24 protein-coding genes and 1 pseudogene are annotated in these 23376 nt (G+C 48.0%); 19 read left to right on the plus strand and 6 right to left on the minus strand.

The features are described from left to right. The first annotated feature begins 16 nt into the window (after positions 1-16). From ACAN56_RS08375 to ACAN56_RS08385, 3 genes are all read left to right on the plus strand, one after another. The gene (locus tag ACAN56_RS08375; RefSeq protein ID WP_379141950.1) at positions 17-754 is read left to right on the plus strand and encodes a hypothetical protein; all 738 of its coding nucleotides are present in this window, start codon (positions 17-19) and stop codon (positions 752-754) included. 109 nt (positions 755-863) lie between these two features. Beyond that, positions 864-1526, plus strand: coding sequence for a DUF2625 family protein (locus ACAN56_RS08380; protein WP_379141953.1), 663 nt, complete (start codon positions 864-866; stop codon positions 1524-1526). Then, positions 1523-2383: a metallophosphoesterase family protein gene (locus tag ACAN56_RS08385; RefSeq protein WP_379141955.1), complete on the plus strand. Its 861-nt coding sequence runs from the start codon at positions 1523-1525 to the stop codon at positions 2381-2383. The genes ACAN56_RS08380 and ACAN56_RS08385 overlap by 4 nt, the downstream gene beginning before the upstream one ends. Positions 2384-2702: 319 nt before the next feature. Here the strand turns inward: ACAN56_RS08385 and ACAN56_RS08390 are convergent, their stop codons facing one another. From ACAN56_RS08390 to ACAN56_RS08400, 3 genes and pseudogenes are all read right to left on the minus strand, one after another. Continuing rightward, positions 2703-4979, minus strand: coding sequence for a preprotein translocase subunit SecA (locus ACAN56_RS08390; RefSeq protein WP_379141957.1), 2277 nt, complete (start codon positions 4977-4979; stop codon positions 2703-2705). 106 nt (positions 4980-5085) lie between these two features. After that, positions 5086-5283 (minus strand): annotated as a pseudogene (locus ACAN56_RS08395) (helix-turn-helix transcriptional regulator). Positions 5284-5908: 625 nt separating this feature from the next. Then, the gene (locus ACAN56_RS08400) at positions 5909-6772 is read right to left on the minus strand and encodes a sulfurtransferase (protein ID WP_379141959.1); all 864 of its coding nucleotides are present in this window, start codon (positions 6770-6772) and stop codon (positions 5909-5911) included. 244 nt (positions 6773-7016) lie between these two features. Here ACAN56_RS08400 and ACAN56_RS08405 point away from each other — a divergent pair, with 244 nt between their 5' ends. The 3 genes from ACAN56_RS08405 (at position 7017) to ACAN56_RS08415 (ending at position 9935) form a co-directional block, all read left to right on the plus strand. Further along, positions 7017-7976, plus strand: coding sequence for a phosphotransferase (locus ACAN56_RS08405; protein ID WP_379141961.1), 960 nt, complete (start codon positions 7017-7019; stop codon positions 7974-7976). Between the two features lie 358 nt (positions 7977-8334). Continuing rightward, positions 8335-8895: an AAA family ATPase gene (locus ACAN56_RS08410; protein WP_379141963.1), complete on the plus strand. Its 561-nt coding sequence runs from the start codon at positions 8335-8337 to the stop codon at positions 8893-8895. 68 nt (positions 8896-8963) lie between these two features. After that, the gene (locus ACAN56_RS08415; protein ID WP_379141965.1) at positions 8964-9935 is read left to right on the plus strand and encodes an alpha/beta fold hydrolase; all 972 of its coding nucleotides are present in this window, start codon (positions 8964-8966) and stop codon (positions 9933-9935) included. Between the two features lie 73 nt (positions 9936-10008). Here ACAN56_RS08415 and ACAN56_RS08420 read toward each other — a convergent pair whose 3' ends face one another. Next, positions 10009-10380, minus strand: coding sequence for a hypothetical protein (locus tag ACAN56_RS08420; protein ID WP_379141967.1), 372 nt, complete (start codon positions 10378-10380; stop codon positions 10009-10011). 295 nt (positions 10381-10675) lie between these two features. On the opposite strand from ACAN56_RS08420, the gene ACAN56_RS08425 reads away from it, so the two are divergent. From ACAN56_RS08425 to ACAN56_RS08445, 5 genes are read left to right on the plus strand one after another with little or no spacing between them, the layout of a single operon-like run. Then, entirely contained in the window at positions 10676-11647 is a 972-nt protein-coding gene (locus tag ACAN56_RS08425) for an ABC transporter ATP-binding protein (protein ID WP_379141969.1), read from the plus strand. Next, entirely contained in the window at positions 11640-12386 is a 747-nt protein-coding gene (locus ACAN56_RS08430) for an ABC transporter permease (RefSeq protein ID WP_379141971.1), read from the plus strand. The genes ACAN56_RS08425 and ACAN56_RS08430 overlap by 8 nt, the downstream gene beginning before the upstream one ends. Further along, positions 12386-12760 carry a GntR family transcriptional regulator gene (locus tag ACAN56_RS08435; protein WP_038591147.1) on the plus strand — a complete coding sequence of 125 codons (375 nt, stop codon included), beginning with the start codon at positions 12386-12388 and terminating at the stop codon, positions 12758-12760. The genes ACAN56_RS08430 and ACAN56_RS08435 overlap by 1 nt, the downstream gene beginning before the upstream one ends. Before the next feature lie 13 nt (positions 12761-12773). After that, positions 12774-13475, plus strand: a complete 702-nt coding sequence (locus ACAN56_RS08440) for an ABC transporter ATP-binding protein (RefSeq protein WP_038591149.1) — start codon at positions 12774-12776, stop codon at positions 13473-13475. Then, positions 13469-14200: a hypothetical protein gene (locus tag ACAN56_RS08445; RefSeq protein WP_379141974.1), complete on the plus strand. Its 732-nt coding sequence runs from the start codon at positions 13469-13471 to the stop codon at positions 14198-14200. The genes ACAN56_RS08440 and ACAN56_RS08445 overlap by 7 nt, the downstream gene beginning before the upstream one ends. Positions 14201-14354: 154 nt before the next feature. On the opposite strand, the gene ACAN56_RS08450 is transcribed toward ACAN56_RS08445, so the two are convergent. Next, positions 14355-14729 (minus strand): PilZ domain-containing protein, encoded by a 375-nt coding sequence (locus tag ACAN56_RS08450; protein ID WP_038591155.1) that lies wholly within the window; start codon positions 14727-14729, stop codon positions 14355-14357. A gap of 127 nt (positions 14730-14856) precedes the next feature. Between ACAN56_RS08450 and ACAN56_RS08455 the strand changes: the two genes are divergently transcribed. From ACAN56_RS08455 to cysK, 8 genes are all read left to right on the plus strand, one after another. After that, the gene (locus ACAN56_RS08455; protein ID WP_038591158.1) at positions 14857-15462 is read left to right on the plus strand and encodes a pentapeptide repeat-containing protein; all 606 of its coding nucleotides are present in this window, start codon (positions 14857-14859) and stop codon (positions 15460-15462) included. 157 nt (positions 15463-15619) lie between these two features. Further along, positions 15620-17251 (plus strand): sensor domain-containing diguanylate cyclase, encoded by a 1632-nt coding sequence (locus tag ACAN56_RS08460; protein WP_379141978.1) that lies wholly within the window; start codon positions 15620-15622, stop codon positions 17249-17251. Between the two features lie 521 nt (positions 17252-17772). Continuing rightward, positions 17773-18576 carry a glycoside hydrolase family 73 protein gene (locus ACAN56_RS08465; RefSeq protein WP_379141981.1) on the plus strand — a complete coding sequence of 268 codons (804 nt, stop codon included), beginning with the start codon at positions 17773-17775 and terminating at the stop codon, positions 18574-18576. A 5-nt stretch (positions 18577-18581) separates the two neighbouring features. Continuing rightward, positions 18582-18860: a holin gene (locus ACAN56_RS08470; RefSeq protein WP_038591166.1), complete on the plus strand. Its 279-nt coding sequence runs from the start codon at positions 18582-18584 to the stop codon at positions 18858-18860. A gap of 136 nt (positions 18861-18996) precedes the next feature. Beyond that, the gene (locus tag ACAN56_RS08475) at positions 18997-19419 is read left to right on the plus strand and encodes a hypothetical protein (RefSeq protein WP_379141983.1); all 423 of its coding nucleotides are present in this window, start codon (positions 18997-18999) and stop codon (positions 19417-19419) included. A gap of 159 nt (positions 19420-19578) precedes the next feature. Next, positions 19579-19713 (plus strand): YjcZ family sporulation protein, encoded by a 135-nt coding sequence (locus tag ACAN56_RS08480; RefSeq protein ID WP_218642515.1) that lies wholly within the window; start codon positions 19579-19581, stop codon positions 19711-19713. Between the two features lie 128 nt (positions 19714-19841). Further along, on the plus strand, positions 19842-20294 hold the full coding sequence (locus tag ACAN56_RS08485) for a GNAT family N-acetyltransferase (RefSeq protein WP_038591171.1): 453 nt from the start codon (positions 19842-19844) through the stop codon (positions 20292-20294). Positions 20295-20328: 34 nt separating this feature from the next. Continuing rightward, the gene (gene cysK / locus ACAN56_RS08490) at positions 20329-21267 is read left to right on the plus strand and encodes a cysteine synthase A (protein ID WP_076109223.1); all 939 of its coding nucleotides are present in this window, start codon (positions 20329-20331) and stop codon (positions 21265-21267) included. A gap of 1541 nt (positions 21268-22808) precedes the next feature. Here cysK and ACAN56_RS08495 read toward each other — a convergent pair. Next, positions 22809-23288, minus strand: coding sequence for a ferritin-like domain-containing protein (locus ACAN56_RS08495; RefSeq protein ID WP_379141987.1), 480 nt, complete (start codon positions 23286-23288; stop codon positions 22809-22811). Positions 23289-23376 lie beyond the last annotated feature (88 nt).

The following is a 23376-nucleotide window of genomic DNA, read 5'->3' on the forward strand; positions in this document are numbered from 1 at the left end:
TGGGGCTATAGATTAAATGAGAACATTACATGTTTTTCTACTGTTACTGTTGTGTATTACGTTGAACGGATGTACTAACTTCCAATCAAAACCGGATATAGGTTTGCCCCGTATTAACGAGTCGAACTCAAGCGGTTCCTATCAACGTGAATTGGAACATTTGAAAATTAAACTAAGTAACAGTAAAAATGAAGATTTGGAGAATGAGATAAGAGAAAATAATCTGGATCAGTTTACATCGGGGTTAGTTGCTCTATTGAACATGCAGGACAGTATTCAAATAAAGGATAGTGAACTTAGTAACAAGTTTGATGAAGTAGTTTTTTCATCGACTAAAGAGATAGTACTTGAAGACGGAAAATTTAATATTAGAGTTGTTAATTTCCAGGCGCCTCTTGGTCTAAAGGGTTATAACGATAAGATAGAGCTTTTATTAGGAGGTTACCTTTCTTTGTATTCACCTAAGCCCGTATTTGTATCGTCGTGGGAGCTGGACAATCAGAAATGGACTGAGAAGAAACATAGTTTCACTAACACAATTGACTCTAATGATTTTTGGGACCTGAGTATTGAAGATAACACACTTATTGTTGAAAACCAGCAGTATATAGAAATGAATATAGAGATCTCAGAGGATACAAATGGATTTGTAATTACAAGTGATAAAGATACAAGTGTAACCGTACAATTTTCTGGAAAAGGTGTTGAGATACGGCAAGCACTGAAATCATTTAATGTTGATGGGGGAAAGTGAATTAGGTATTATTGGTGTGTTTGATTTGGGTATATATTGGTAGAAGTACATATAGCCGCATTATTGGCGCGATCACGAGATACGTTATAAATGAGAGAGGCGGAAGAATATGCACTCATTATCTGTAGCAGAATTGGTGGATTTGGAGAATCATGCTTGGGAAGAAGTCAGAGAGCTGCTGAGTCAAGGTACTCGCACCTATCGGCTGACAGCAGCGGAACCGGAAATAGCAGCACAGACGCTCGTTTGCTTACAGGTAAGCACCAAGTCTTATCTGGGAGCGATTGCTTACGAGACCGGAGGGATCGTTTTTGAGCATGGCTGGATTACACTTCTTGGCGCTGGTGGCGAAGGTATCTATGGGAGTCTTACTTCCTGGAATGGTCTTGCAGCCTCACAAGATATTCCTGCATTGCCCGGTCTGCTGATTGTGGCTTATGATGCTGCAGGCGGTTTTTTTGGACTTGATGTGGGACGGTTCGGGCAGAGCGGGCATGTATATTACTTCGCCCCGGATACGCTGGAATGGGAGTCGACCCAATTGGCCTATTCCGGGTTCATCGGCTGGCTGGCGGAAGGGGATCTTGATCTGTTCTATGAGACATTCCGCTGGGAAGGATGGGAAGAGGCGGCCCTGAAGCTTCAACCTGGTCAGGTCTTTGGCTATTATCCTTCGCTGTGGGCTAAAGAAGGCAGCGGTCAATTTAGCCGCAAAGCGCCAATTCCTATACTGGAGGCTTGGCAAGAGGCGAGGAGTGAAGGCAAAGCGTGAGCAAGAGAAAGGCAGGAAAAACAGGCAGAGCAGTGCTTAAGATCGTAAGTATTGCCGAAGAGCCGCTCGAGCAAATTCCTTATGTCAGTGCTGCGGCGGGCGGCCAAGGGATCTCATATGAATGGCTTCCTGTATATTGGGGAGAAATTCTGGGGCTCCCTCAGGATGTGGATGCGCTGATAGTGGCATCGGATCTTCAAGGTATGACCATTCATAGCACAACCGGTGAATATGGCAACTCACTGCTGGGTGAGGTACTTCCTGAATCGCTGGAATTTTTGCTCCAAATCCACATGCCGGCCATAGATCCCGAGAAGGTGCTAGTCTGTTTATGCGGTGATTTATACGGTGATCCCGCCAAAAGAGGTTCAAGCGGTGACCCGCTTCCAGTATGGAAGGCATTCCGCAACAAGTTCGGCACGGTGTTGGGCGTTAACGGCAATCATGATTTGCTGTCCCGGGAAGGGCAAGCCGAGCTTGCGTCTCATACCGGAATTCATCTGTTCTCTGAACCTGATATTATACGGCAGAAGGGGCTACATATAGCAGGTCTTGGAGGTGTGACCGGAAGAGGGGATAAACCGAACCGGAAGCCTGAAGGTGAATATCTGGAAGCGCTGCGGAACCTGATGCATCGTGGCCCGGATGTGCTTCTGCTGCACCAAGGCCCCGAGGTTCCCGAAGCCCGGCTTCCGGGGCATTCAGGTATCCGTGAACAACTGGAAGCCGGGCCCGAACTCTTATTATTTTGCGGGCATGTCCATTGGGACCAGCCCCTGGCGGAGCTTGAGAATGGCACCCAGATTCTAAACACGGACGGAAGGGTGCTGCTGTTCACCGCTGCGAGTCTGCAATGAATGAATAACTGCTGAGACAATGCCGGTTGCTGCGATTCATATCTATGAAGGGAGCATACAGGAAATTCAAACGATAGTTCGTAATTATTGAATACATCGCCAAGCGGCTTATACGCACCGGCGATGTGTTTTTTGTGTCCCGAAGTTAACACAGAGTCAACGCTTCGCTTCGCAAAACATTTTCAGTGTAGGTATGGAGTGTTCACTCGTAGCCGGCCATATCGATCTGTTTCCAAATCTTCTGGGAATAGCTCAGATCAGCCGTTATTTCGTGCAGCAAATGGGCGGCAACGCGATTATCCTTGAAAGCTACGCTGCATCAATATTTTGACAGCTTGAATATCGGCCTCGCAATCGTGCGAAGCCAATAAGCAAATACGGTCGTTCCGGTCCATGAGTTGCGCTTATTCTGTAGGTATTGATCGTTGATAATATAAGTCCGGGTGGAAGCAGGGCTCTTCAGACCGAACTTTTCCCACTCAGCCGGGTCATTTGAACCTCCGAGCCTTTCAAGCATATTCTCCGACGCGCTATTTATTTTAGAAGGAATTTGCTCGTAGGCTTCGGTGATTTGCGCATGAAATTCGTCGATCGGATTGCGGCTGGCAAGGCTCTCCAGGTGAATCCCTTCGCGAAGGTAAGAAACGTATGCAAGATGGTCAGCCCAGAACTCGTCGAGATAAAAAAGCCGTACCCTCTGCTCCGCTGGGCTCAACGGCTGCTCGCCTTTCAAAATTCGGAGCCGCTCCGCGTATAGAATTCGCCTCTGATCCTCCACCATATCCGAATAACAGTTCAGTTCCTTGTGGATATCGAAGTTTTGGCCCATAACAATACGCTGAATACTGGTGATCTTGCTGCTGAGCCCCGGTGCTTCAAGAGCCTCATCCTGCCTGGAAGCGCGAACCGCTTTATGGATGCCGAAGCGAAGCAGCAACTCGTCCTCTAAGCTTACATAAAAAACGGAAGCTCCCGGGTCGCCTTGGCGGCCGGAACGCCCGCGTAACTGGTCGTCGATCCGCACGCTTTCGTTCACATGGGTGCCAATCACGTACAACCCGCCAAGCTTGGCGACTACCTCTGCTTGCGCGCCGCCGCCGCCGCCGAGCCGGATGTCGACGCCGCGTCCCGCCATATTTGTAGACACCGTCACTGCGCCGGGTTCTCCCGCTTTGGCGATGATGTCGGCTTCTTCCGCGTCGTTTTTCGCATTCAGAACATGGCAAGGTACGCCGGCAGCCGCTAGCGCCTCTGCCAGCATGGCAGACTCTTCGACGCTTGACGTACCAATGAGAATTGGACGTCCCGTCCTATGGACGGATGAGATTTCTTGTACGAGTGCCTTAAGCTTGGCTTCTTTATGGGTATAAATCCGGTGCCGGTGGTCGATCCGGATGTTTGGCTGGTTCGGCGGGATTTGCACGACCTGCAGCGCATAAATATCTTCGAAGTCCATTGCGGAAGCATGCGCGGTAGCCGTCATTCCGCAAATCTGCGGATACAGGCTGATGAAGTGTTGAATGGTGATCGTCCCGAGAATTTTCCCGCCGGCTATGGAGTACAGCCCTTCTTTGGCCGTAAGAGCGGCTTGCAGCCCGTCCGGCAAATACCGGTTCTCCGCCACGCGGCCGGTATATTCTTCGATCAGCTCGATTTTGCTGTCCCGGACGATGTAATCGACATCTTTCTTTAATAACGATTCCACATGCAGCGCGCAATTTAATGACGTCAGCAAGTGACTGTTATGGCTATCGTACAAATTTCCGCATCCCAGCAGCGATTCCGCTTTCGCAGCGCCTGTTTCATTTAAGTAAACGTTCCGCTGGAACTCGTCGAAGTCGTAATGCTCTGCTTGCTTGAGCTGCCTAGCCACTTCTGCGAAACGAAAGCCGTCGCTCCTGGAAGAGGCCGAATCGCCGCTGATGACTAGCGGCACCCGCGCTTCGTCAAGAAGCAGCGAATCCGCTTCGTCGACGATGACGTAGTGGAAAGGACGATGCACGGTATCGGCTTCGCTTAGCGCGATTGTGTCGCGCAAGTAATCGAATCCCGCTTCTTTGGCCGTAACATAGGTTACATCCTTGGCGTATGCTTCCCGTTTCTCGGACAGGCTCATGCCCGCTTGAACCGAGTTTACCGTTAACCCGAGGAAACGATAGATCGGGCCCATCCAATCCGCATCCCGCTTGGCCAAATAATCGTTAAAAGTCAGCACATGAACACCTTTGCCGGTCAGTGCATTTAGATATGCAGGCATAACAGCAGAGAGTGTTTTTCCTTCACCGGTATGCTGCTCGATCAGAAATCTCTCATGTAGAGCTATGGCAGCCATGATCTGGACATCGTAAGGCTGTAATCCGAGCGTTCTCTTCGATGCCTCACAAACTAGCGCATAGGCATCGACAAGCAGCTCGTCCAATGGCGTACCCGATTTTGCTTCTTCTTGCAGCCGGAGGGATTCCGCTTGAAACTGCCCATCGTCCCATGCTTCCAAATTCCGTTTCCTGATGAGCTCCGCTTTGCCCTGATAAACTTTCAGCTTATTCTGGTTATCGAGGTCTTTGAATTTTTGCATCAACTTGACGGCTATATTCATATTAATTTGATCTCCTCTCGGTAGAAAAACGCTTAGTTTTGAACAATATTTGCGCTGATGCCGGGAAACAATGGGGTTGAAAGTAATGGAGAACGCATAATCCGTTTTAACATCTTATATAAAGAACTTCCTCGACGGGTAACTTGAAAGCTGCGGCAATTATAAGAGCGAACGTAATCGAAGGGGAGTAATCTCCTTTCTCGATTAACCCTACTGTCTGGCGAGTGGCTCCGATGGCATCCGCTAGGTCTTGCTACAACCATCTGAAGCGAGCACTCAGTTCGCGAACGTTGTTAATAAGCACACGAGAGTTCCTTTCCAGTTATTGGTTGGGAGTGATTGTAACTTATGTATTGTAAAATGTAAACACTATATTGCATTTCGGAAGCCATCTTAGTCATTTAAAAGCAAAAAGAAGACGGCAACACGTTAATACCGACGCTATAATGATCAGGCAGCTTTTTGCAACGCTGAACGACTACAAAAGCCACTACCACTATCTGCAACGCTGGCTGGCCGAACAGTACCCGATACTTAAGCTGGAGAAACAGACCGCCGACCACGCTCGGCAGTCTGTCGGACACATGCTGACTGCCCTGCGGACTCGCTTAGCCTTACGCTTGAAAGCTTCGGAACGTAAGACTGCGTAAGCTTCTTTAAAATAGCGCTGAGGAGAAAACGAAGCGAAGTGTTCCAAGGGCGGTCAAGCTCCCGAGAGCCAGCTTGTGGATGGCCAAACAAAGCCCCCAAGCGTTCAATCAACTTGACCCGACAGCCCAGCCATGGCTGGTTTCGGGCCGTTTGCAACTGCTTTCGCCTTGTTCTAGTTTGCAGGTTGTTGACAGAAAAACCCAAAGAGGGCTGCAACAGTCTGCCTCCCGGCAACCTGTCACAGCCCCAAGCCCACGTCCGACGCGGCCTTTTGGTTCTTATTCTTCCCCCGTCGCCACCGGATTCTCGCTATACGAAATCCAGTCACTCCAGCTCCCCGCATACAACTTAACATTCCTATACCCGGCCTTTTCCAGTGCCAGTACATTCGGGCCGGCGGTGACACCGGATCCGCAGTAGACGATGATCTCAGCGTCTTTGTCCAGCTCGGAGAAATGCTCCTGCAACTCCTCGGCACTTTTGTAGCTTCCATCAGCATTCTGCGTATCCTTCCAGAAGAAGTTGAACGCACCAGGGATATGTCCGGCTTTCTTGTCCAAGGTTTCTTCCAGACCCAGGAAGCGTTCCCGGGCGCGGGAATCGATAAGGACCGGAGAGAGGCCGGTTGCAGAAGCCGAAGGCTCCATATTAGCAGATACCTGGTGTACCTTGTCCACGTCAACCAGCGTCTGCAGCTGCACATTTGCCTGGAACGAGCTTGGTACCCGTACCGGCTGATGCTCCGTTACAGGGAATTTCTCTGCCTTCCATGCGCTGAAGCCGCCTTCCAGAATGAATACCTGTTCATGCCCCAGGTAACGCAGCAGCCACCAGAGCCGCGCAGCATTCATGCCGCTTTCGTCATCATAGGCGACAATGCGTGAATCATTTCCGATTCCCAGCTTCGAGAGGCGTGCAGCAAGTAACTGCGGGTCGGGGAGAGGATGGCGTCCGCCATGTTCTCCCACAGGGCCTGACAGATCCAGCTCCAAATCGAGATAGACCGCACCCGGAATATGCTCTTGTTCAAAGCTTTCCCGGCCAGCTTGAGGTTTACCGAGCGTAAACCGGCAGTCTACTATGGTTTGCTCCGGCTCATAGAGCCTTGCCAGCAGCCAGCGTTTAGAAACAGTTGCATCCATAAGTATCCCATCCTTTGCGTATATCAATATGAAATTTATTATAGCGGAAAAATCGGGTGTTCGCTGGAAGTAGTTATTTTAGTTGTTTTGGCGATTTGACACAGCCAGTTACTGATTTTACAATTGCCTTTGAATTGGTGAATATTTTTCACTTTATGGTAGACTCGCTACAATACATATAAGAGAGGGGCATAAGCCTACGGAGACCATTGTAAGCCAGGTTTGGCCGGAGTGGAGTGGAACATTGAGGAAGCGGAGCGGGGGCTGGAATAATACAACCTATTTTGTAGAAAATAGCACTCGCCGCGCCGTGCTGCGTATCTATGATACACATAAAGATAGAGAGAAAATCGAATTCGAGCATGCCGTGCTGCAAAAGCTGGGGATGTTGTCTTTACCCTTCAGAGTGCCTGTTCCCATCGCGACACCGGCCGGAGAAACTTTGGTTCAGCTGGAGGACAGGGCTGGTAAATTTAGCTGCTTGTTCGAATACATAGACGGAGATTCGCCCACTGAGCAGGAGTCTGGCTATTTCGGATCCTTCGGGGAGGCGGCAGGTACATTGTCCGTAGTGCTGGCAGGGATAAGTCCCGGACTTGCTCCGGTCTACCGGCCTTATTACGAGCTGCGGCAGGCTTATCCGCTATGTACCGGAGAAGCAATCCGTGAGCTGTGTCTGCAACCGCCAGTCCCCTTTACTGAACTTGCTAAGGGATTGGAGATCCTTTACAACGCCTATGAAAATATCGCCGATTCGCTGGCTGAACTTAAGGGGTTGCCGAATCAGCTGGTGCATGGAGATTTGAATGCTTCCAATCTGCTGGTGGAGACAAGCGATCACCGGCAAGTAGCTGCGCTGCTTGATTTTGAATTTTGCACCTTTGATGTGAGGGCGATGGAGCCTGCGGTAATTCTGTCAGGGCTATTGGGTCATGCGGAGGAAAGAGCGGCGGTCCGGGATTTTTGCCGGGGTTTCAGCACCAGGGTCCGTCTTAGCGAAGCCGAAATCAAGGCCGTTCCCGTGCTGATGCTGCTTAGAAAAGTTGATGTGTTCCTGCACTTTGTCACCCGCTATCTGGAGGGCACGGATGAAGCACATGTGCTTCATGAACAAGTGAAACAGTTATCCGCAGAGGTAACCCAACTGTCAGTTGTATCTGCACAAATTCAAGAAATTCTGCTGGAAGAGCAAGGCGGAGCTTGATACAGCTGTCTCCCGGTATGGATCATGGTCTGAGATCCACAGCCAGTTCCCCCGGTTGAGCACATTATCTTATTCGTCCAGCTCCAGCTGTAAGTATCGATCTCCGTAATAAACGGACTGCCAAAATTTATAGTGTGGAATATTGCGGTAATCATCTCCTGTATGTAGTTGGACTTTTGATTTGTGGGATGCCATGCTTTTCTCCTTCGGCAGTTGGTTTCTAGTATGTGTACCCTTTTTTACCAAGGATGTAACCAGTCACTCTTTTTGTTCGTAAGCATAGTTAAATCTATGAATGGGTTCGCTGTATTTGCTTATTGAAGCTTATTGAATATTTTGGAGAATTGGAGTTGCATGGATGAAAAGGTTAGTGATTATTACCGTCGGTAAAACACATAGCGGGAAAACTACATTTGCGAAAAAATTAGAACAACACTTACACAACTCAGTTGTGATTGACCGGGATGACCATGCTGAATTTATCAACACCCATTACAAAAGCTTGCTGCCTAAACAAGGAGCCAATACCTTCAAAAACGCCATCTCTCGAACAATTGTAGATTATGCTGTTAATGAATCAAATTCGCATCTTATTTTATGTAACGCCAATCGTGGTCGCAAAGGCCGTTTGGAGATGCTCGAACGTTTTCATCACAAAGGTTTTGTCAGCATACTTGTTCATTTTGAAATCCCCGATGATATTCTTTATTCTCGTATTACCAATAGTCAGCGTAGTACAACTATTTTCAGAAGTGCGTCTAATTTTGAAGAAGTGTTTAGCCGGCAGCAAGCAGAGTCTCATCATGGCGATGTGGTGGCACCAGCAGCAGGCGAAGCAGACCATTTGTTTGTAATTAAGGATAGTCATGAAGTTCAGTCTATCATTCAAAAAATTACGAATATCGCTCAAGGCTTATGAGTGAGAATCGTCTGAATATAACGTTGTCGAGGTGAAGAGCAGCTTCAAACAAGGAATTGGAGGAGTGTATGTTAAAAAGAAGAGGTGTGAAAATTACACTCTGCCTGCTGGCTGCACTGATTGTATTGGCTGGATTGGGAGCCGCATACCAATGGTATGGTTCTACACAGGACAGGAAGAATTATTCACCCGCCGGAAGTCTATACCAGGTAAAAGGAGGTAAAATGCACCTATATACTGAGGGTGCGGGATCAACGACTGTGGTGTTTGCAGCCGGGTGGGGAACGGCAAATCCTTACGCCGATTTTTCTCCATTGTACGAGGGGCTGAGGCAGCATGCGAAAATTGCGGTCTATGACCGCTTTGGTTACGGATATAGTGACTTAACCGGCAGAAAGCGGGATATTGACTCCATCACCGGCGAAGTTCACGAGCTGCTGCAAGTTTCCGGCCAGCCGCCGCCTTATCTATTTGTCGGCCATTCGCTAGGCGCACTGGAAACCATCCGTTATGCCCAGCGGTACCCTGAAGAGGTGAAAGGGATTCTGCTGATTGACGGTGGAAGTCCTGAATACTATGAGTCCAGTCCGGAGCTTAAACTAGTGTCCGGAATTTACAAGGGGCTTCGGGCGACCGGTATATTGCGTGCATTATATCATGTGAACGGATTCGCAGAATGGGTAGCGAGTGACAGCAATGGGGATAAGCTGCTGCCCGAGAAGCTGAAGGAAATAAACCGCAAAGCGGTACTGCTGCTGGCGGGCAACCGGAATATGACCGATGAAATTCGCCAGAGTCAAGAGAATGCCCGCGTCGTGTTGGCTGGCAGCAAACCGCTTCCGATTCCTGTCACTGTCTTGACTGCCGACTATTTCGGCAAGCTTGACGATGATGCCTCATGGATGGACAGCCAAGCAGTTCTTCCTGAATGGTCCGTCAAGGGCAAACAAATCATCGTGCCTGACAGCTCCCATTACATTCACAGCTATCAGCCTGAGCGGGTTGTTGAAGAACTGCTGCAGTTAATTGAAGGGGAATAAGCTGATTCATGTAAAAGAGGGTACACCTTGCCGGGTGTACCCTCTTTTTTCATATGGCTGCAAGGCATAAACTCTAGATCAGACGATATCCGGCAGGCAGCTCTCCGCTGTCGCGGATATTGCGGATTTGCGCTAACGTCAGCCTTTGATTGGTGGAGATGATTGATTCCACGTCATTGCCGTTGATGTAATCATCCAGATCTCGGATGTTGTGATTTCCACGCAGTACACGGAAAATGCCTCTGAAGCGGGTTCTGCTGAACAATACAAGCGTAGCATTGCTGCTGGTGGAGAAGAAGCGCAGACTTTCGATTCCGTCGAGAATGATGTCTGTATTACGGATCCCGAGATTGCCGGTATAAATTCTGCTCCGTCCCCTGTAGTTCTCTTCCGAGTATACTGTGAGCCGCGGGTAAGTTTGGGAAATATGGACCGCTCGTTTCATTTTTTTTCCTCCTAAAAGTTTTGTGAGCATCGCGTCCAGAATCTTCAGCGTCCAAAACTGACTTCGGAAGCATGGGTTTAAGTTCTGTGAAATCAGCATGTGCTGAAGCTCATTCCACTACTATTCTATGTTTGCTTGAGAGGAAGTCTTGGACGAGGAACTATGGGACCGCCTTTTAATGACACCTAATTCCTAAAAAATGGCTTTACATCACATCGTCACTAGTGTACTATGTAACTAACACACCGACACAGTATTTGTTTCTCCAATATTTTTACTTTTTCAGGAGGTTGCTATGAAACAGTCAATGAGTACACAGGGACTTGCAACACAAGGGAAAGATTCCATTGTGCTGCAGATGAATCAGGTCAGTAAGGTTATCAAAGGAAAGGCGATAGTAGATCAGCTGTCTTTTGACATCCGCAAAGGAGAAATTGTCGGGCTGCTCGGACCTAACGGTGCCGGAAAGACAACGACGATCCGCATGATGACCGGCTTGATCAAGATGAGCGAAGGGGATGTGCTGGTTCAAGGACATAGCATCCGCAATGATTTCAACCGGGCAATAGCCCATATCGGAGCGATTATCGAGAACCCTGAGTTTTATCCGCATATGACCGGGCTGGATAATCTGAAGCAGTATGTACGGATGAGTGATGATGTTCCGGAATCGCGGATTGAAGAGGTTGTGCAATTGGTTGGACTGCATGAAGCGATGAGCAAGAAGGTAAAAGCCTATTCACTTGGTATGCGGCAGCGGCTAGGTATCGCCCAGGCACTGCTCCATTCGCCGAAGCTGCTGATTCTGGATGAGCCGACGAATGGCCTGGACCCTGCGGGAATACGCGAAATGCGTGATTATATGCGGACAATCGCTGAAGTTGAAGGGATATCCATCCTCATTTCTAGCCACATGCTTGCAGAGATTGAACAAATTTGCCATCGGGCCGTTGTCATTCAGAACGGAAAGCTGGTGACGGTAACCAAGCTGGGTGCCGGGGAAGAGACGGAAGGAGAAGTGTCACTCACTGTCCGGGTAGGCGGGATGGAAGCCGCACAACGAGTTATACAAGAGCTGCAGGGAGTGGGGCTGGGCAGCGTGGATGAGACCCGTTCTGAACTAAACATACGGCTGCAGGACATCAGGGTGCCTGAGCTCGTTGAGGCATTGGGAAGAGCCAATGTAGGCGTATATCGGATTACGGAGAACAAACAAAGCCTTGAGGAAGATTTCTTGAAATGGACAGGGGGCAACCGCATTGCGTAAATTTAACTATCTGGTGCTGAATGAATGGCTGAAGCTGTCGAAGAAACGTTCTTTTTTCGTGCCGCATGTGCTGCTGATTCTGCTGCCGCTTCTGTTAGGCTATATGATCAAAGCTTTTTCCAAAGAGTCATTCGCCTCTGCTTCCGAGTTTACGGCGGTGATGCTGCAGCCAACCGGAATAGGCCAGGTCATCGCTATACTCGCCATCATTGGAACAGCGGGGATTGTATCCAAGGAGTATAGCCAAGGAACGATCAAGTTTCTGCTTATCCGCGCACGCAGCCGTATGGCTATTCTAGCCTCCAAGTATGTAACGGTACTGCTGTTCGCGCTGAGTCTGACCGCAGTTGCCGCCGTGGCTGTCTATCTCTCGGGTGCCATTTGGTTTGACGTTGGCGGGGGAGAAGCGGGAATAAGAGACATACTACTTTCGCTGCTGTACGGTTGCGTGTACACGGTCGTATATGTAACGCTGGCGTTTATGATCGGGGTGCTGACGACCTCCACAGGAGTGACCATCGGGATTACGATGTTTGCACTGACCTTGGATAAAGTAGTTATTTACCGTGATTTTTACAAATACTTTCTGTTTCCGAATATAAATCTTAGTGTCTACCACAACAACGCAGCGCCGTTGCCGGGAATGACTCTTGGCTTTTCCATTGTAATGCTGGCGGTCTATCTGATTGCGTTTCTGCTGGCGGGGTTTGTGGTGTTCAGACGAAGGGACGTTGCTTGATGACCATTGAATTTGACAACAACCAGCCCATATATATTCAGATCATGAATTATATCAAAGGCGAGATTATCACAGGCAAGCTGAAACCCGGCGATAAAATCCTCTCGGTGCGGGAACTGGCCGCAGAATTGCAGATAAATCCAAACACGGTGCAAAGAACCTTTCAAGAATTGGAGCGTGAAGAGATTGTGGAAACACGGCGGGGTATGGGCAGATATGTTACGGGGAGGGAAGAGACCATTATGACCATTAAAAAAGAGATGGCCCAGGATGTCTTGGACCGGTTTATCCGCGGCATGGAGGAGCTGGGTTTCCAGGGAGAAGAGATCTTGACGGTCGTGGCGGAGAATATTGCACAAAGGAATAGTAAATAGGGGGATTGCCAGGGTGGACAGTATACTTCAAGTACAACAGGTTACTAAAAAATACGGCTCAAAACAGGCGCTGCGCGGGGTTTCTTTTGAACTCGGTGCAGGCAGAATCACCGGACTGCTCGGCAGCAACGGCAGCGGGAAAAGCACACTCATGAAGCTGATTGCCGGGCTGGCACAGCCAACCTCAGGCAGTGTGTCTGTGCTCGGTGTTCCGGTAGGGAAACAAAGCAAAGCATTGGTTTCGTTTATGCCGGACCGGCCCCTGACAGACCCTTGGATGAGTGTGGGAGATGCGATGAAATTTCAGCGTGACTTCTATCCGGATTTTGACCCGGTCAAAGCCAAACGTATGCTGGAGTTTATGAAGCTTAGTGAACGGGATAGGGTGCAGACGCTCTCCAAAGGGATGAACGAACGGCTGCAGCTGACCATGGTCCTCTCGCGGCGGGCGAGTTTATACATGCTGGATGAACCTATTGGTGGAGTGGACCCTGTGGCGCGGACGAAAATTCTCAATGCGCTGATGGAATTTTACGAGGAAGACAGCAGCATTTTGCTCTCGACGCATCTGGTAACAGACATTGAACGGATATTTGATGAAGTTATTTTTATAAAAGAAGGAGAAATCATTCTGCAAAGTGATGTGGAGGAGTTAAGGCTGCAACGGGGAAAAAGCATTGACGAGCTGTTCAGAGAGGTGTATGCGGAATGCTGAAGCTAATAAAATACGATTTTAGACGGAGCCGTGACCGGATTCTTGCGTACTTTGTAATCGCAATTCTGGTGCATGCCGCCACATGGTATTGGAACAGACACATGGGGGTTCAATTGGTCGCAATCAATCTGACCACGTATGTCGTAGTGGGGATCAGCCTCCTGCTCACTAGCGCGATTACCTATGGCCGCAATTTGAAATCTTATCACCGCCGGCTTCTGCCAGTGAGTTCTCTGTATACCATCTTGTCACCGCTGCTGCTCTGCTGGACGCTGCTATTATCCGTTGTTATCATCGCAACCCTGCATCTTGGGATCTATATTCTCGTATATTCGGCGGATTTCCTCCCGGGAAACTTCTGGCCGGTTGCCCTAAACTGCATACTGCAGCTTATCTGGTTCTCCGGTTTAATGCTGATCTCCATTATGTTTGCCATCACGGTGGCCAATAGTGTGCGGGTCAGAGGAAAGATATGGATCATCATCGCTGTATTGGTGGTACTCCAGAACGGGCTGTCTTATCTTGAACAGCTGATGTTTAAAAGTTCTCTCGCGGGTGTGGAGAGCATGTTCGAGTTTGATATTCTTGATGCGGACTCGGTTCGCAGCGGGATTACATTCTCCTACCCAGTTCTTAATTACTGGCCTATGTTATTTGAAGCGGCCGTTGCAGTAATTCTAATTTATGCGATGAACGTGCTGCTGAAGAGAAGGGTGGAGGCTTAAACCGCCGCTCCATTTGTGAGGGAGGCTGGGGATACTAACTACTCATGCGGCGTTTGCTGCCGAACAAAAGCAGGGCTAATTGCCCTGCTTTTCGTGTTTGCACAGCAAAAGACGTCCTCGAAGGAGGACATCCGGCTGTGTCCTATTAACCAACTTACTGGGCGCTGCGCGTGTTAGTCCAGCTTTCCAGCTCCCGCAGGAGTTGCTCTTCTTCATCCTCCTGCAAATCCAGTCTTACCCCATATTGATATTGGCCAAGCCCGAACATCCAGCCCCAGCGTACACTTCCCACAAACTGAAGTTTGTCTTCTGCCAGCTGAAAGTGGATAATTATCTTCGTATCGCCTGCAGTGAAGCGGAGATTCAGCGAAGTTCGGATTTTGCACCCTGAACGGCTAAGGTCAAGCAGTACGCCTTCCGTAAGCTTGCCTGCCCCGGGACCGTTGTTACCAGCAGGAAGTTCAAGCCAGCATTCGATTGGCTGGTTCATTACATATCGGAACGGTTCTTTTCTGCTGGAGTCGTCCATTGTTCACCTCCGCTAGTTTATTTGCTATTATAACGAAATGGTTTCATTTGAACAATCTCCTAAAGTGCTATTTTTTAAAAAGAAAAGTTTTACTTATTTGTTGAAACGAGAGAGGAGCAGATACCCCGTGTATCAATATGACAATGAAAATTTTACCGGGCATAATTTTGACTACGCCGAATTGCGTGATGGAGAACTGAACAGCTGTACGTTTGATAGGTGTTCTTTCAAGGGAGCTTCTATGGAAGAAATGACTTCCGGCGGCTGCCGTTTTGTGGATTGTGATTTTACCGGCGCTTTGCTGAATGCCTCGCTACATAAAGGAGCAGCGTTTACCAATTGCAAGTTCTCCGGGGCAAATCTGTTTGTGTCTAAATTCGAGGATTGCAAAATGGTCGGTTCCGATTTCTCCAATGCGTATATGGACGGCATTACGCTGATCGGCGGGGATTGGTCTTACACCAATTTGCGGCATATTAACCTCAGCAGGCAGGACCTGCGGGGCATCAGGTTCGCTGAGGCGGACATGCTTGGCTGCAATCTGCAAAAATGCGATCTGCGCGGTGCGGATTTAAGCCGGGTACAACTGGCCCAGTGCAAGCTTGCGGGAGCAGATCTAAGGGATGCTAAGCTGGAAGGGATTGACCTGAAAAGCCTGGACTTAAAGGGAGTAAGGCTCGATGTGGAACAGGCGGTGCTGCTGGCACGTTCGCTGGGGGCTAAAGTCGGCTGATATTGGATACGCGAACAGCTCCGCTCTGTAAGATAAGGGCGGAGCTGTTGCTCTGTCTACAAGGCTGACTTTAAGATTGCAGATTTATAATTCCTGCGGCTTTATCCGATAAAAAAATTATCGACACTATTCTGCGAAAGATATGGGGAGAATGTGCATGACGTTTAACCTGCGGACTTTTTTTGCCAGTGCCTTTGCGGTAATTATTATCTTGCTGACTGCACTGCTTATTTATGTAATCGGGAATCAAGCTACGAAATCTGTGGAGGTAAGTATCGGGGGCTCGCTTGCTGCAGAAGCATATCAAATGTCGGAGAAACTGGATCATTTCATGTGGTCGCGTTCCGGGGAAGTGGAAGTGCTGAGCAAGCTTAACGCTTTCCAGAAGCCGCTGGACACTCAAGAAATCAGCGGATTGCTGAATCAATTGAAGAGCAGCCTGCCGGTGTTCACCTGGGTCGGTTACCTTGACCCGAAGGGAACTGTGCTTTCCGCAACGGACAACATTCTCCTTGGAAAGGATATCAGCCAAAGACCCGTATTTCAGGAAGGCCGGAAGGGGTTGTTCACGGGTGATGTGCATGATGCCGTGTTATTGGCAAAGCTCCTGCCTAATCCATTCGGAGAAGCCTTGCAATTCGTGGACGTGAGTGTCCCGGTCTACGACAAGGTGGGAATGCTTAATGGTGTACTGGCAGCGCATTTGAGCTGGGAGTGGTCGCGTGAGGTAGAGAAATCCATTCTGGACCCGCTCAAAGAACGGATGAAAGATGTGGAAATCTTCGTAGTCAGCCAGAAGGATGATACTATACTGCTTGGACCCTCTGGGCTGGTGGGGAAGAAAATGGCGAATGAAACGCTGCAGAAAGCCCGGGAGGGCGGAAATTCATGGATCGTGGACAGCGGCAGCGGAAAAGATTCTTACCTGACCGGATACGCTTACGGGGACGGTTATTTGAATTATCCGGGTTTGGGCTGGTCAGTGCTAGTTCGTCAGCCCACAGATGTTGCTTTCGCAACGGTACACCAGCTCGAAAGATTTATCATATTAAGTGGACTGGCAGCTGCGGTGATTTTCGCAATTCTGGGCTGGCTGCTTGCCGGATGGATTGCCCGTCCCCTGAATCAAATTGCCAAGACGGCAGATTTGCTCAGCTCCGGTGCCAATGTGGAAATCCCCGCCTTGTCCCGCTTTAAGGATGTGGCCATCTTGTCAACTTCACTGCGGAATCTGGTCAATAATCTGACCAAAACAGAGAATAAGCTGAGCTATATGTCGGATATGGCTCTGCACGATGTGCTAACAGGGCTGCCGAACCGGGCCGGATTGAACGAATTTTTGGTTCACGCGGTGAACAAGGCTAAATTGAACCGGACAACCCTCAGTTTTCTGTACATGGATCTGGACGGATTTAAAAAAGTGAATGATACTTTCGGCCATGCTACCGGAGATGTTCTGCTCCAGCAGGTGGCTGTGCGGCTGCGGGAGTGCACCCGAGACAATGAAATCGTTGCCCGTCTGGGCGGAGATGAATTTGTGATCATTCTGCATACTTCTGCAAGCAAACCCATGCAGGAGTCGGAGGTTGTTGCAGCGCGCATCATCAGCAAAGTTAATCTGCCGGTCGTCATTGGAGGCGATACCATACAGGTCGGATGCAGTGTCGGAGCAGCCGTATGGACTCCAGACTGCTTGGATACGGCCGAAACTCTGCGGCTGGCGGACGAGGCATTATATATTTCTAAACGCAGCGGCAAAAATCGGATTACATTTGAAGCCGCTTGCTAATAGGCGCTGTGCAGCCAAAAAACCTTTCTGTCTAGATATAGCGGTTAACCTGCCGCTGTACCCTAAGAAAGGTTTTTTTGTGTTGCTATTCTAATGAGATTCTTAGTTGTTAGTGAAAACCTTAGCGCAATTTTTTTCGGGGGGAAGCCCACCATTTGATCCAGAGGCTCCCTTCGTCATCATGAAATAATTTAATGCCAAACCATCTAAGGGGTGTCCACAACTCTTTAAAATAATATGATGGCATAGTCCAATAGACCCTCCTAAATAGTTAATTTTCACTATATACTACCCCAAATTTTAGTAACTAACAATAGCTTTTCTATCAAATCCAGGTAAAGTTTTGGTAAAATCAGGGCTGTTTATCTTAAAGCTGGTTGCTCTATGTATGGTGTAGGATAAACAATTGATAATTCATTACCCCTTTATTCACTTAGCTAAACATCTATCTTGAATTCATAGGAATAAGCACAAGCTATTTGGCAGAATGCGCATTTAATATAGGGAGGGGATGTGATGAGATGACGGAGACCGAATTTATTTCCAGAATTATACCCTACGCAGTCGAAGATACGAAGCGCAGTCATATTGCGGCCTCGCTGACCATTGCGCAGGCAGCGCTGGAATCCAGTTGGGGGAACAGCAGTCTAACGGTTAAAGCCAATAACCTCTTTGGCATTAAAGGCAGCGGACCTGCCGGAAGTGTGGCAGTACGGACAACAGAGTACAGAGACGGCAAAGCGGTGAAGGTGACTGCAGCCTTCCGTGCTTACAATAACTGGGGTGAATCTGTGGCCGACCATTCTGCGTTGCTCATCGGCGGGGTCTCATGGAATCACACCCTATACAGCAAGGTGATTGGTGCGGATGGAAAAAAGGCCGCACGGGAAATTGCCGCAGCGGGATATGCGACTGATCCCAAGTATGCGGCAAAGCTGATTCAGATAATGAATACCTATAACTTGTACGCATATGATGAAATTAAGGAGGAGGATGAGATGTCGGCGGAAGATAAGCAAAAGCTTGCAAGTCTGGAAAAAGAACTGAAAGATCTGCGGATTTTGTTGTCCGATCTTGCAGTCAGCAGAGATATGCTGAAGACAGATGTACAGGAGCACGGGCAGGCGATCACTAGTGCGACTGAGCGCCTTTCCCTAATTGAAGGCCGGATGGTGATGAATGTCCCGGCATGGGCGGAGTCGGCTGTCAGTGCAGCAGTGGCGGCGGGACTGCTGGATACGCCTGCCGGCGGCAGCTTGGATTTTTACCGGGTTCTGACAGTATTGCATCGGGCGGGATTGCTGTCATCCCGGAAGGAGGGGTGAACGTCATGTATAACGATGCGCTTAACAATGTGCTTGCTTTCGCATCGGTGTTAGCCGTGTTTGTAATGGCTCTCGTTCAGCTTGTGAAGAATAGCGTGAAGCTTCCGCGCAACCTTGTACCGGCGGTTGGTCTGGCAATAGGATTATTAGTCGGGGCCGTTGCCTATCCTTTTACAGATATGAATCTGGTGCTGCGACTGTGGGCAGGCGGACTGGCAGGATTGTCCGCCACAGGTCTGTTTGAACTGGCTTTTAACAAAAGGGATGGAACAACTAAAGATTAATATCCTGTGATTGCCGATTCTTCCGAATCTATTAAAGATTTACTATAAATCATTGAACCTAATGGTGTTATGTACAAGCAATAAGTAATCTCTCTTAATACAATGAAATATGCAAGAAAGGAAGGGGGGGCTCATCATGGGAACTTATCTTGATGCTCGAACCTCGCAGAACGCGAGCATAGCGAACTCTATTGCCATTCCGATTCTGCTGCTGAATGCTCCGCAGCTGTTCGGACAAATTGGCTTGGTCACCGCAGGTGCTACGACGAATCCGCGAGTATTGTTAAAAGGAACAATCTCTTTGACGCTTCCGCTGGCGCTGGCTGGTATTACAATTACAATAGTGAGAGGAACGCTTAGTACCGATCCGTTTGTATATTCTGCTACCTCTACGTTTAGCCTTAGCGTCTTGGCGCCACAAGTCATCACGTTTTCAGCTGCAGACTTTAACCCTCCGATAACTCCTCAATTGACGTACACTGCTTTCGTTAGTTCCAACCTGCTCGGCACGGTTCGTGTCGGTCCGGAGAGCTTTGACGGTATTCTGGTCTCCGATTAATTTAAGGTTACTGTGTCTTGTCATGCCTGAAATATTGGGTATGACAAGACCTCTACATATACATTTGCCGTGGCCTAAATTTTGACCGTTTCGCCCAATCTGTTAAGCCAGCCAATACATATTCTACCTTGTAGTAATCATTATGAAGGAGGTAATCTCATGGGTGCAGATTGCGGATACGGTGGTAATGTTGGTGGCGTTCATAATTGTCCGGTAAGTCCTTTTACATCAACAGGTGCAATTCTTGTTCTTTATATCCTGTTGGTCATTATTTTGAGTGCCTGTTTCATCTAAGCTGGATAGCACATCGGCGTGTTCCCGGGCTTTTTGCCGGGGACGCGCTTTTTTCTGTGTCTAGTCCGATTTACATAATGCACCAAAACACTTATATTTGAGGATAATACCTTAATAAGGAGATCGTTATGGATTTCAGAAAAATAAAAAACGGTGAAAGTCTGCCGCTGGAGCTGCTGTTGTCAGCTGATCCTTCTCTGCCGAAAGTGGAGGATTATGCAAAAAGAGGTGATTGTTATCTCGCAGTTGACAAAGAGGACGTTGTAGGAGTGTATGTGCTGCTGCCGACAAGACCTGTTACGGTTGAACTGGTAAATATTGCGGTTGCTGAAGAGCAGCAGGGCAGAGGAATAGGTAAACAAATGGTGATGCACGCCATACAGATTGCCAGACAAGAAGGGTACAGCGTGATGGAAGTGGGCACCGGTAATTCAAGTGTAGGGCAGCTTGCGCTGTACCAGAAATGCGGCTTCAGAATAGTGGCCGTGGATATGGATTTTTTTACAAAACATTATCCTGAAGAGATCTATGAGAATGGCATACAATGCAGAGATATGCTACGGTTATCCCTAGATATATGACTCGCTGTATCATTAACTTATTGGAGGAATTGTTGTGACAACTATTTATAAGAATCTAACCGATCTGATTGGCAATACACCGCTGCTGGAGCTGGCAAATTACAGCAATTCTCATCAGGTTGAAGCTAAGCTTATCGGGAAACTGGAGTACTTTAACCCTGCTGGTAGTGTAAAGGACCGTATAGGCTTTGCGATGATCAAAGATGCTGAAACCAGAGGGCTGATCCAAAAAGATTCAGTATTGATTGAACCTACCAGCGGAAATACCGGGATTGGACTGGCTTTTGCGGCTGCTGCACTTGGTTACAGACTGATGATCGTGCTGCCTGAATCGTTCAGCGTGGAACGCCGCAAACTGCTGAAGGCGCTTGGAGCTGAGCTTATTTTGACCCCGGCGGCTGAAGGGATGTTAGGCGCGGTTACCAAGGCGGAAGAACTGGCTGCAGCAATCCCGAATTCTTTCATTCCACAGCAGTTCAGCAATCCGGCCAATCCACAAATTCACCGCGACACAACTGCAGAAGAAATTTGGAAGGATACCGGCGGGGAAGTGGACATTTTTGTGGCTGGGGTAGGTACTGGGGGAACCATTTCTGGTGTCGGAGCAGTATTAAAAGCAAGAAAACCGGGCGTGCAAGTAATTGCTGTCGAGCCGGCAGATTCGCCGGTCCTTTCTGGTGGCAAGCCAAAAGGGCATCAGATCCAGGGCATTGGAGCCAATTTTGTGCCCGATAATTTTGACCAAGACGTGGTGGACGAAATTTTTCAGGTTAAGAACGAGGAGGCATACGAAACGGCGCGCAGTCTGGCCAGAACAGAAGGCCTTCTTGTTGGGATTTCCTCCGGAGCAGCTGTGTATGCCGCATCGCAAATAGCCAAACGCCCCGGGAATCAAGGGAAGAACATTGTTATTATCCTGCCGGATACGGGAGAGCGCTACTTGTCTACACCACTTTTTGATGACGAGGAATAAATTCTTCTGCAGGACGTAACTCCGACGATAACAAGAATCTGATTATTCAAGGGGCAACCCAATATTAAGCAGATTTGGTCCAATCTTGTTGGGCCTCAGCTCCCCGGGATGGTGTTGTTGAACTTACTGTAAGTTGGAGCGAGATTTAAGTGTATATACCCTGCCGCTGGTAGGGTTTTATTTTTTACACTGCCTGTTTCATTGAATGTCTTTCGAATGACAATGTGTTAGAAGCCAAAAGAAATAGTCAAAACATCATCAATCTATACCATACTGATTTTCGTTTACTTAATGGGAAGCTATTAGAATATTATGGTTGTACAAAACAATTAAGTGAGGCATTAAGCAACAGTGGTTCAATAAGTGAAATAGAAGAGGTCAAACCTAAAGAGATAGAGGATTTTGTCCCTATGTATTAGGATATATGGATTAAGATAGGGACTGTTTAGAACAAAAATCGAGGCCCTATATCTAGTACCTTTTTCATATAACAACGGTAAAAGAGCAGGATAGAATATAAGAATCAAAGCCGTAAGTGCTAACAAGTGTAGATAAGCCAAATAGAATAATCGATGGTCTAAAGGTGGAATCAAATGGTATGAAAAACAATCCGGCTATAGCAAGGCCATATTGTAATCGGGTTAGATAAATTCTGGTTTGTTTGTTCATAAATATCCCTTCTATCTTTAATTAATACGATTTATAGAGAGATACGCAAATGGCGGGTGGTTACAGCAGCAGTTATTTTAATCCCATACTAATGCAATGTTGTGGAAAGCGAATCCAAAAGCAACAGCAAAGCAGATTCCTACTCCCAAGCCCTCGATTTCAAGTATTTAACAATTCTACTCGACTTATCTAATTTAGTTTCGTAAGGGCATAGCCTTGAACGTATATGGAATCACTTATCTGGGTGAAGTCGGCGAATATGAATCCTATTTTGTTATTCGAAGCGGGCTGACACATGGAAAAGTGGAATCTGCTAAGTACCATGAATATTCAGACCCATGCTCCGACTAACCTATTTCGAGTTTCTGAAGATGCTTCGCTGCCGTAAGATAGGTCAATCGACGCCGCGGCCCGACGAGGAAGCTTTCCCGGCGCCGGAACGCATCGAAACGGCAAATAGGCTGATTTGAGAGATCGGCAGCCGTGGACGCAAGTTTCTATATCACGAGAAGAAGGACTGATATGTGGCAAAGGCATGAAAGCTAAAACCATCATACAGCCCTGGGCGACACTGATCGAGCTTGGGAGAAGCGATTTGAAAATCGCAGATGGGCGACAAAACACCGCGGTGAGCTGGCAATCCACGCCGGGAAGAAGGTGGACCGGGAAATCAGCCAACAGGGGCCTTTTTTAAAAGCGTGCTTGCCCGCCATGGATATACAGCTGATAACCTGCTGACTGGGTGTGTAATCGCTGTTGCCAGGCTGGCAAAATTAAAGCTTAGATAGCCCATTTGAGAGGGCAGAGACAGCATGTATCACACTTAGTATAAAGAATAGAACCGTGTAATTATGAATGGGTAGTCCATGTAATTAGTACGGAGTTGCGACTGAATTTAGTAGTAATAGATTATTATACTTCGCTGCATGCTTCTGCTCATCGAGGATAATTCCGTACAAAGTATCCTTATAAACGCCGTATGGAAGGCCGAACCATATCTTTCGATACTTTTCAACAGCAGACAATTCACCTTGGAAGGCTTTTTGCAACCCGGCATTATACGAATTAACATGTTCAGGAACTTCGCTGCTAACTCCTGTCACTTCATGTCCTGTTAATTCCCTGTACATTTGTCGGAACATTTGATTATGCCCTCGTTCATCATTCCGGATAGAGGTAATCACTTCAGCTTGTTCGTGGTTTGGAGCCAGTTTTATGAGTTGGTCATAAAAAAGTTCATCATTTCGCTCCCCTTGGACTGAATTCCTCATTAATTCAAGTGCATCTTGAGTTGAAGTTGCCCAAATGGGGACAAATTGTGATCGGAACCAATACGGATACACCATATACATGAGCTAAACCCTCCAATAGTTTGTAAGTATTTTACCAGCAATCATATGCACACTAGCCCAAGATGTGCATGATTTCTCTTTTTTCTTA

This window comes from Paenibacillus paludis (assembly GCF_042610515.1).
In the GTDB taxonomy this organism is placed as follows: domain Bacteria; phylum Bacillota; class Bacilli; order Paenibacillales; family Paenibacillaceae; genus Paenibacillus_AQ.

Coding starts and splice junctions, on each gene's coding strand:
- ACAN56_RS08475 (WP_379141983.1), top strand. CDS start 18,997: ATGGGAACTTATCTTGATGCTCGAACCTCGCAGAACGCGAGCATAGCG.
- ACAN56_RS08420 (WP_379141967.1), bottom strand. CDS start 10,380: ATGAAACGAGCGGTCCATATTTCCCAAACTTACCCGCGGCTCACAGTA.
- ACAN56_RS08435 (WP_038591147.1), top strand. CDS start 12,386: ATGACCATTGAATTTGACAACAACCAGCCCATATATATTCAGATCATG.
- ACAN56_RS08400 (WP_379141959.1), bottom strand. CDS start 6,772: ATGGATGCAACTGTTTCTAAACGCTGGCTGCTGGCAAGGCTCTATGAG.
- ACAN56_RS08495 (WP_379141987.1), bottom strand. CDS start 23,288: ATGTATATGGTGTATCCGTATTGGTTCCGATCACAATTTGTCCCCATT.
- ACAN56_RS08410 (WP_379141963.1), top strand. CDS start 8,335: ATGAAAAGGTTAGTGATTATTACCGTCGGTAAAACACATAGCGGGAAA.
- ACAN56_RS08465 (WP_379141981.1), top strand. CDS start 17,773: ATGACGGAGACCGAATTTATTTCCAGAATTATACCCTACGCAGTCGAA.
- ACAN56_RS08375 (WP_379141950.1), top strand. CDS start 17: ATGAGAACATTACATGTTTTTCTACTGTTACTGTTGTGTATTACGTTG.
- ACAN56_RS08445 (WP_379141974.1), top strand. CDS start 13,469: ATGCTGAAGCTAATAAAATACGATTTTAGACGGAGCCGTGACCGGATT.
- ACAN56_RS08450 (WP_038591155.1), bottom strand. CDS start 14,729: ATGGACGACTCCAGCAGAAAAGAACCGTTCCGATATGTAATGAACCAG.
- ACAN56_RS08460 (WP_379141978.1), top strand. CDS start 15,620: ATGACGTTTAACCTGCGGACTTTTTTTGCCAGTGCCTTTGCGGTAATT.
- ACAN56_RS08485 (WP_038591171.1), top strand. CDS start 19,842: ATGGATTTCAGAAAAATAAAAAACGGTGAAAGTCTGCCGCTGGAGCTG.
- ACAN56_RS08415 (WP_379141965.1), top strand. CDS start 8,964: ATGTTAAAAAGAAGAGGTGTGAAAATTACACTCTGCCTGCTGGCTGCA.
- ACAN56_RS08390 (WP_379141957.1), bottom strand. CDS start 4,979: ATGAATATAGCCGTCAAGTTGATGCAAAAATTCAAAGACCTCGATAAC.
- ACAN56_RS08480 (WP_218642515.1), top strand. CDS start 19,579: ATGGGTGCAGATTGCGGATACGGTGGTAATGTTGGTGGCGTTCATAAT.
- ACAN56_RS08425 (WP_379141969.1), top strand. CDS start 10,676: ATGAAACAGTCAATGAGTACACAGGGACTTGCAACACAAGGGAAAGAT.
- ACAN56_RS08380 (WP_379141953.1), top strand. CDS start 864: ATGCACTCATTATCTGTAGCAGAATTGGTGGATTTGGAGAATCATGCT.
- ACAN56_RS08470 (WP_038591166.1), top strand. CDS start 18,582: ATGTATAACGATGCGCTTAACAATGTGCTTGCTTTCGCATCGGTGTTA.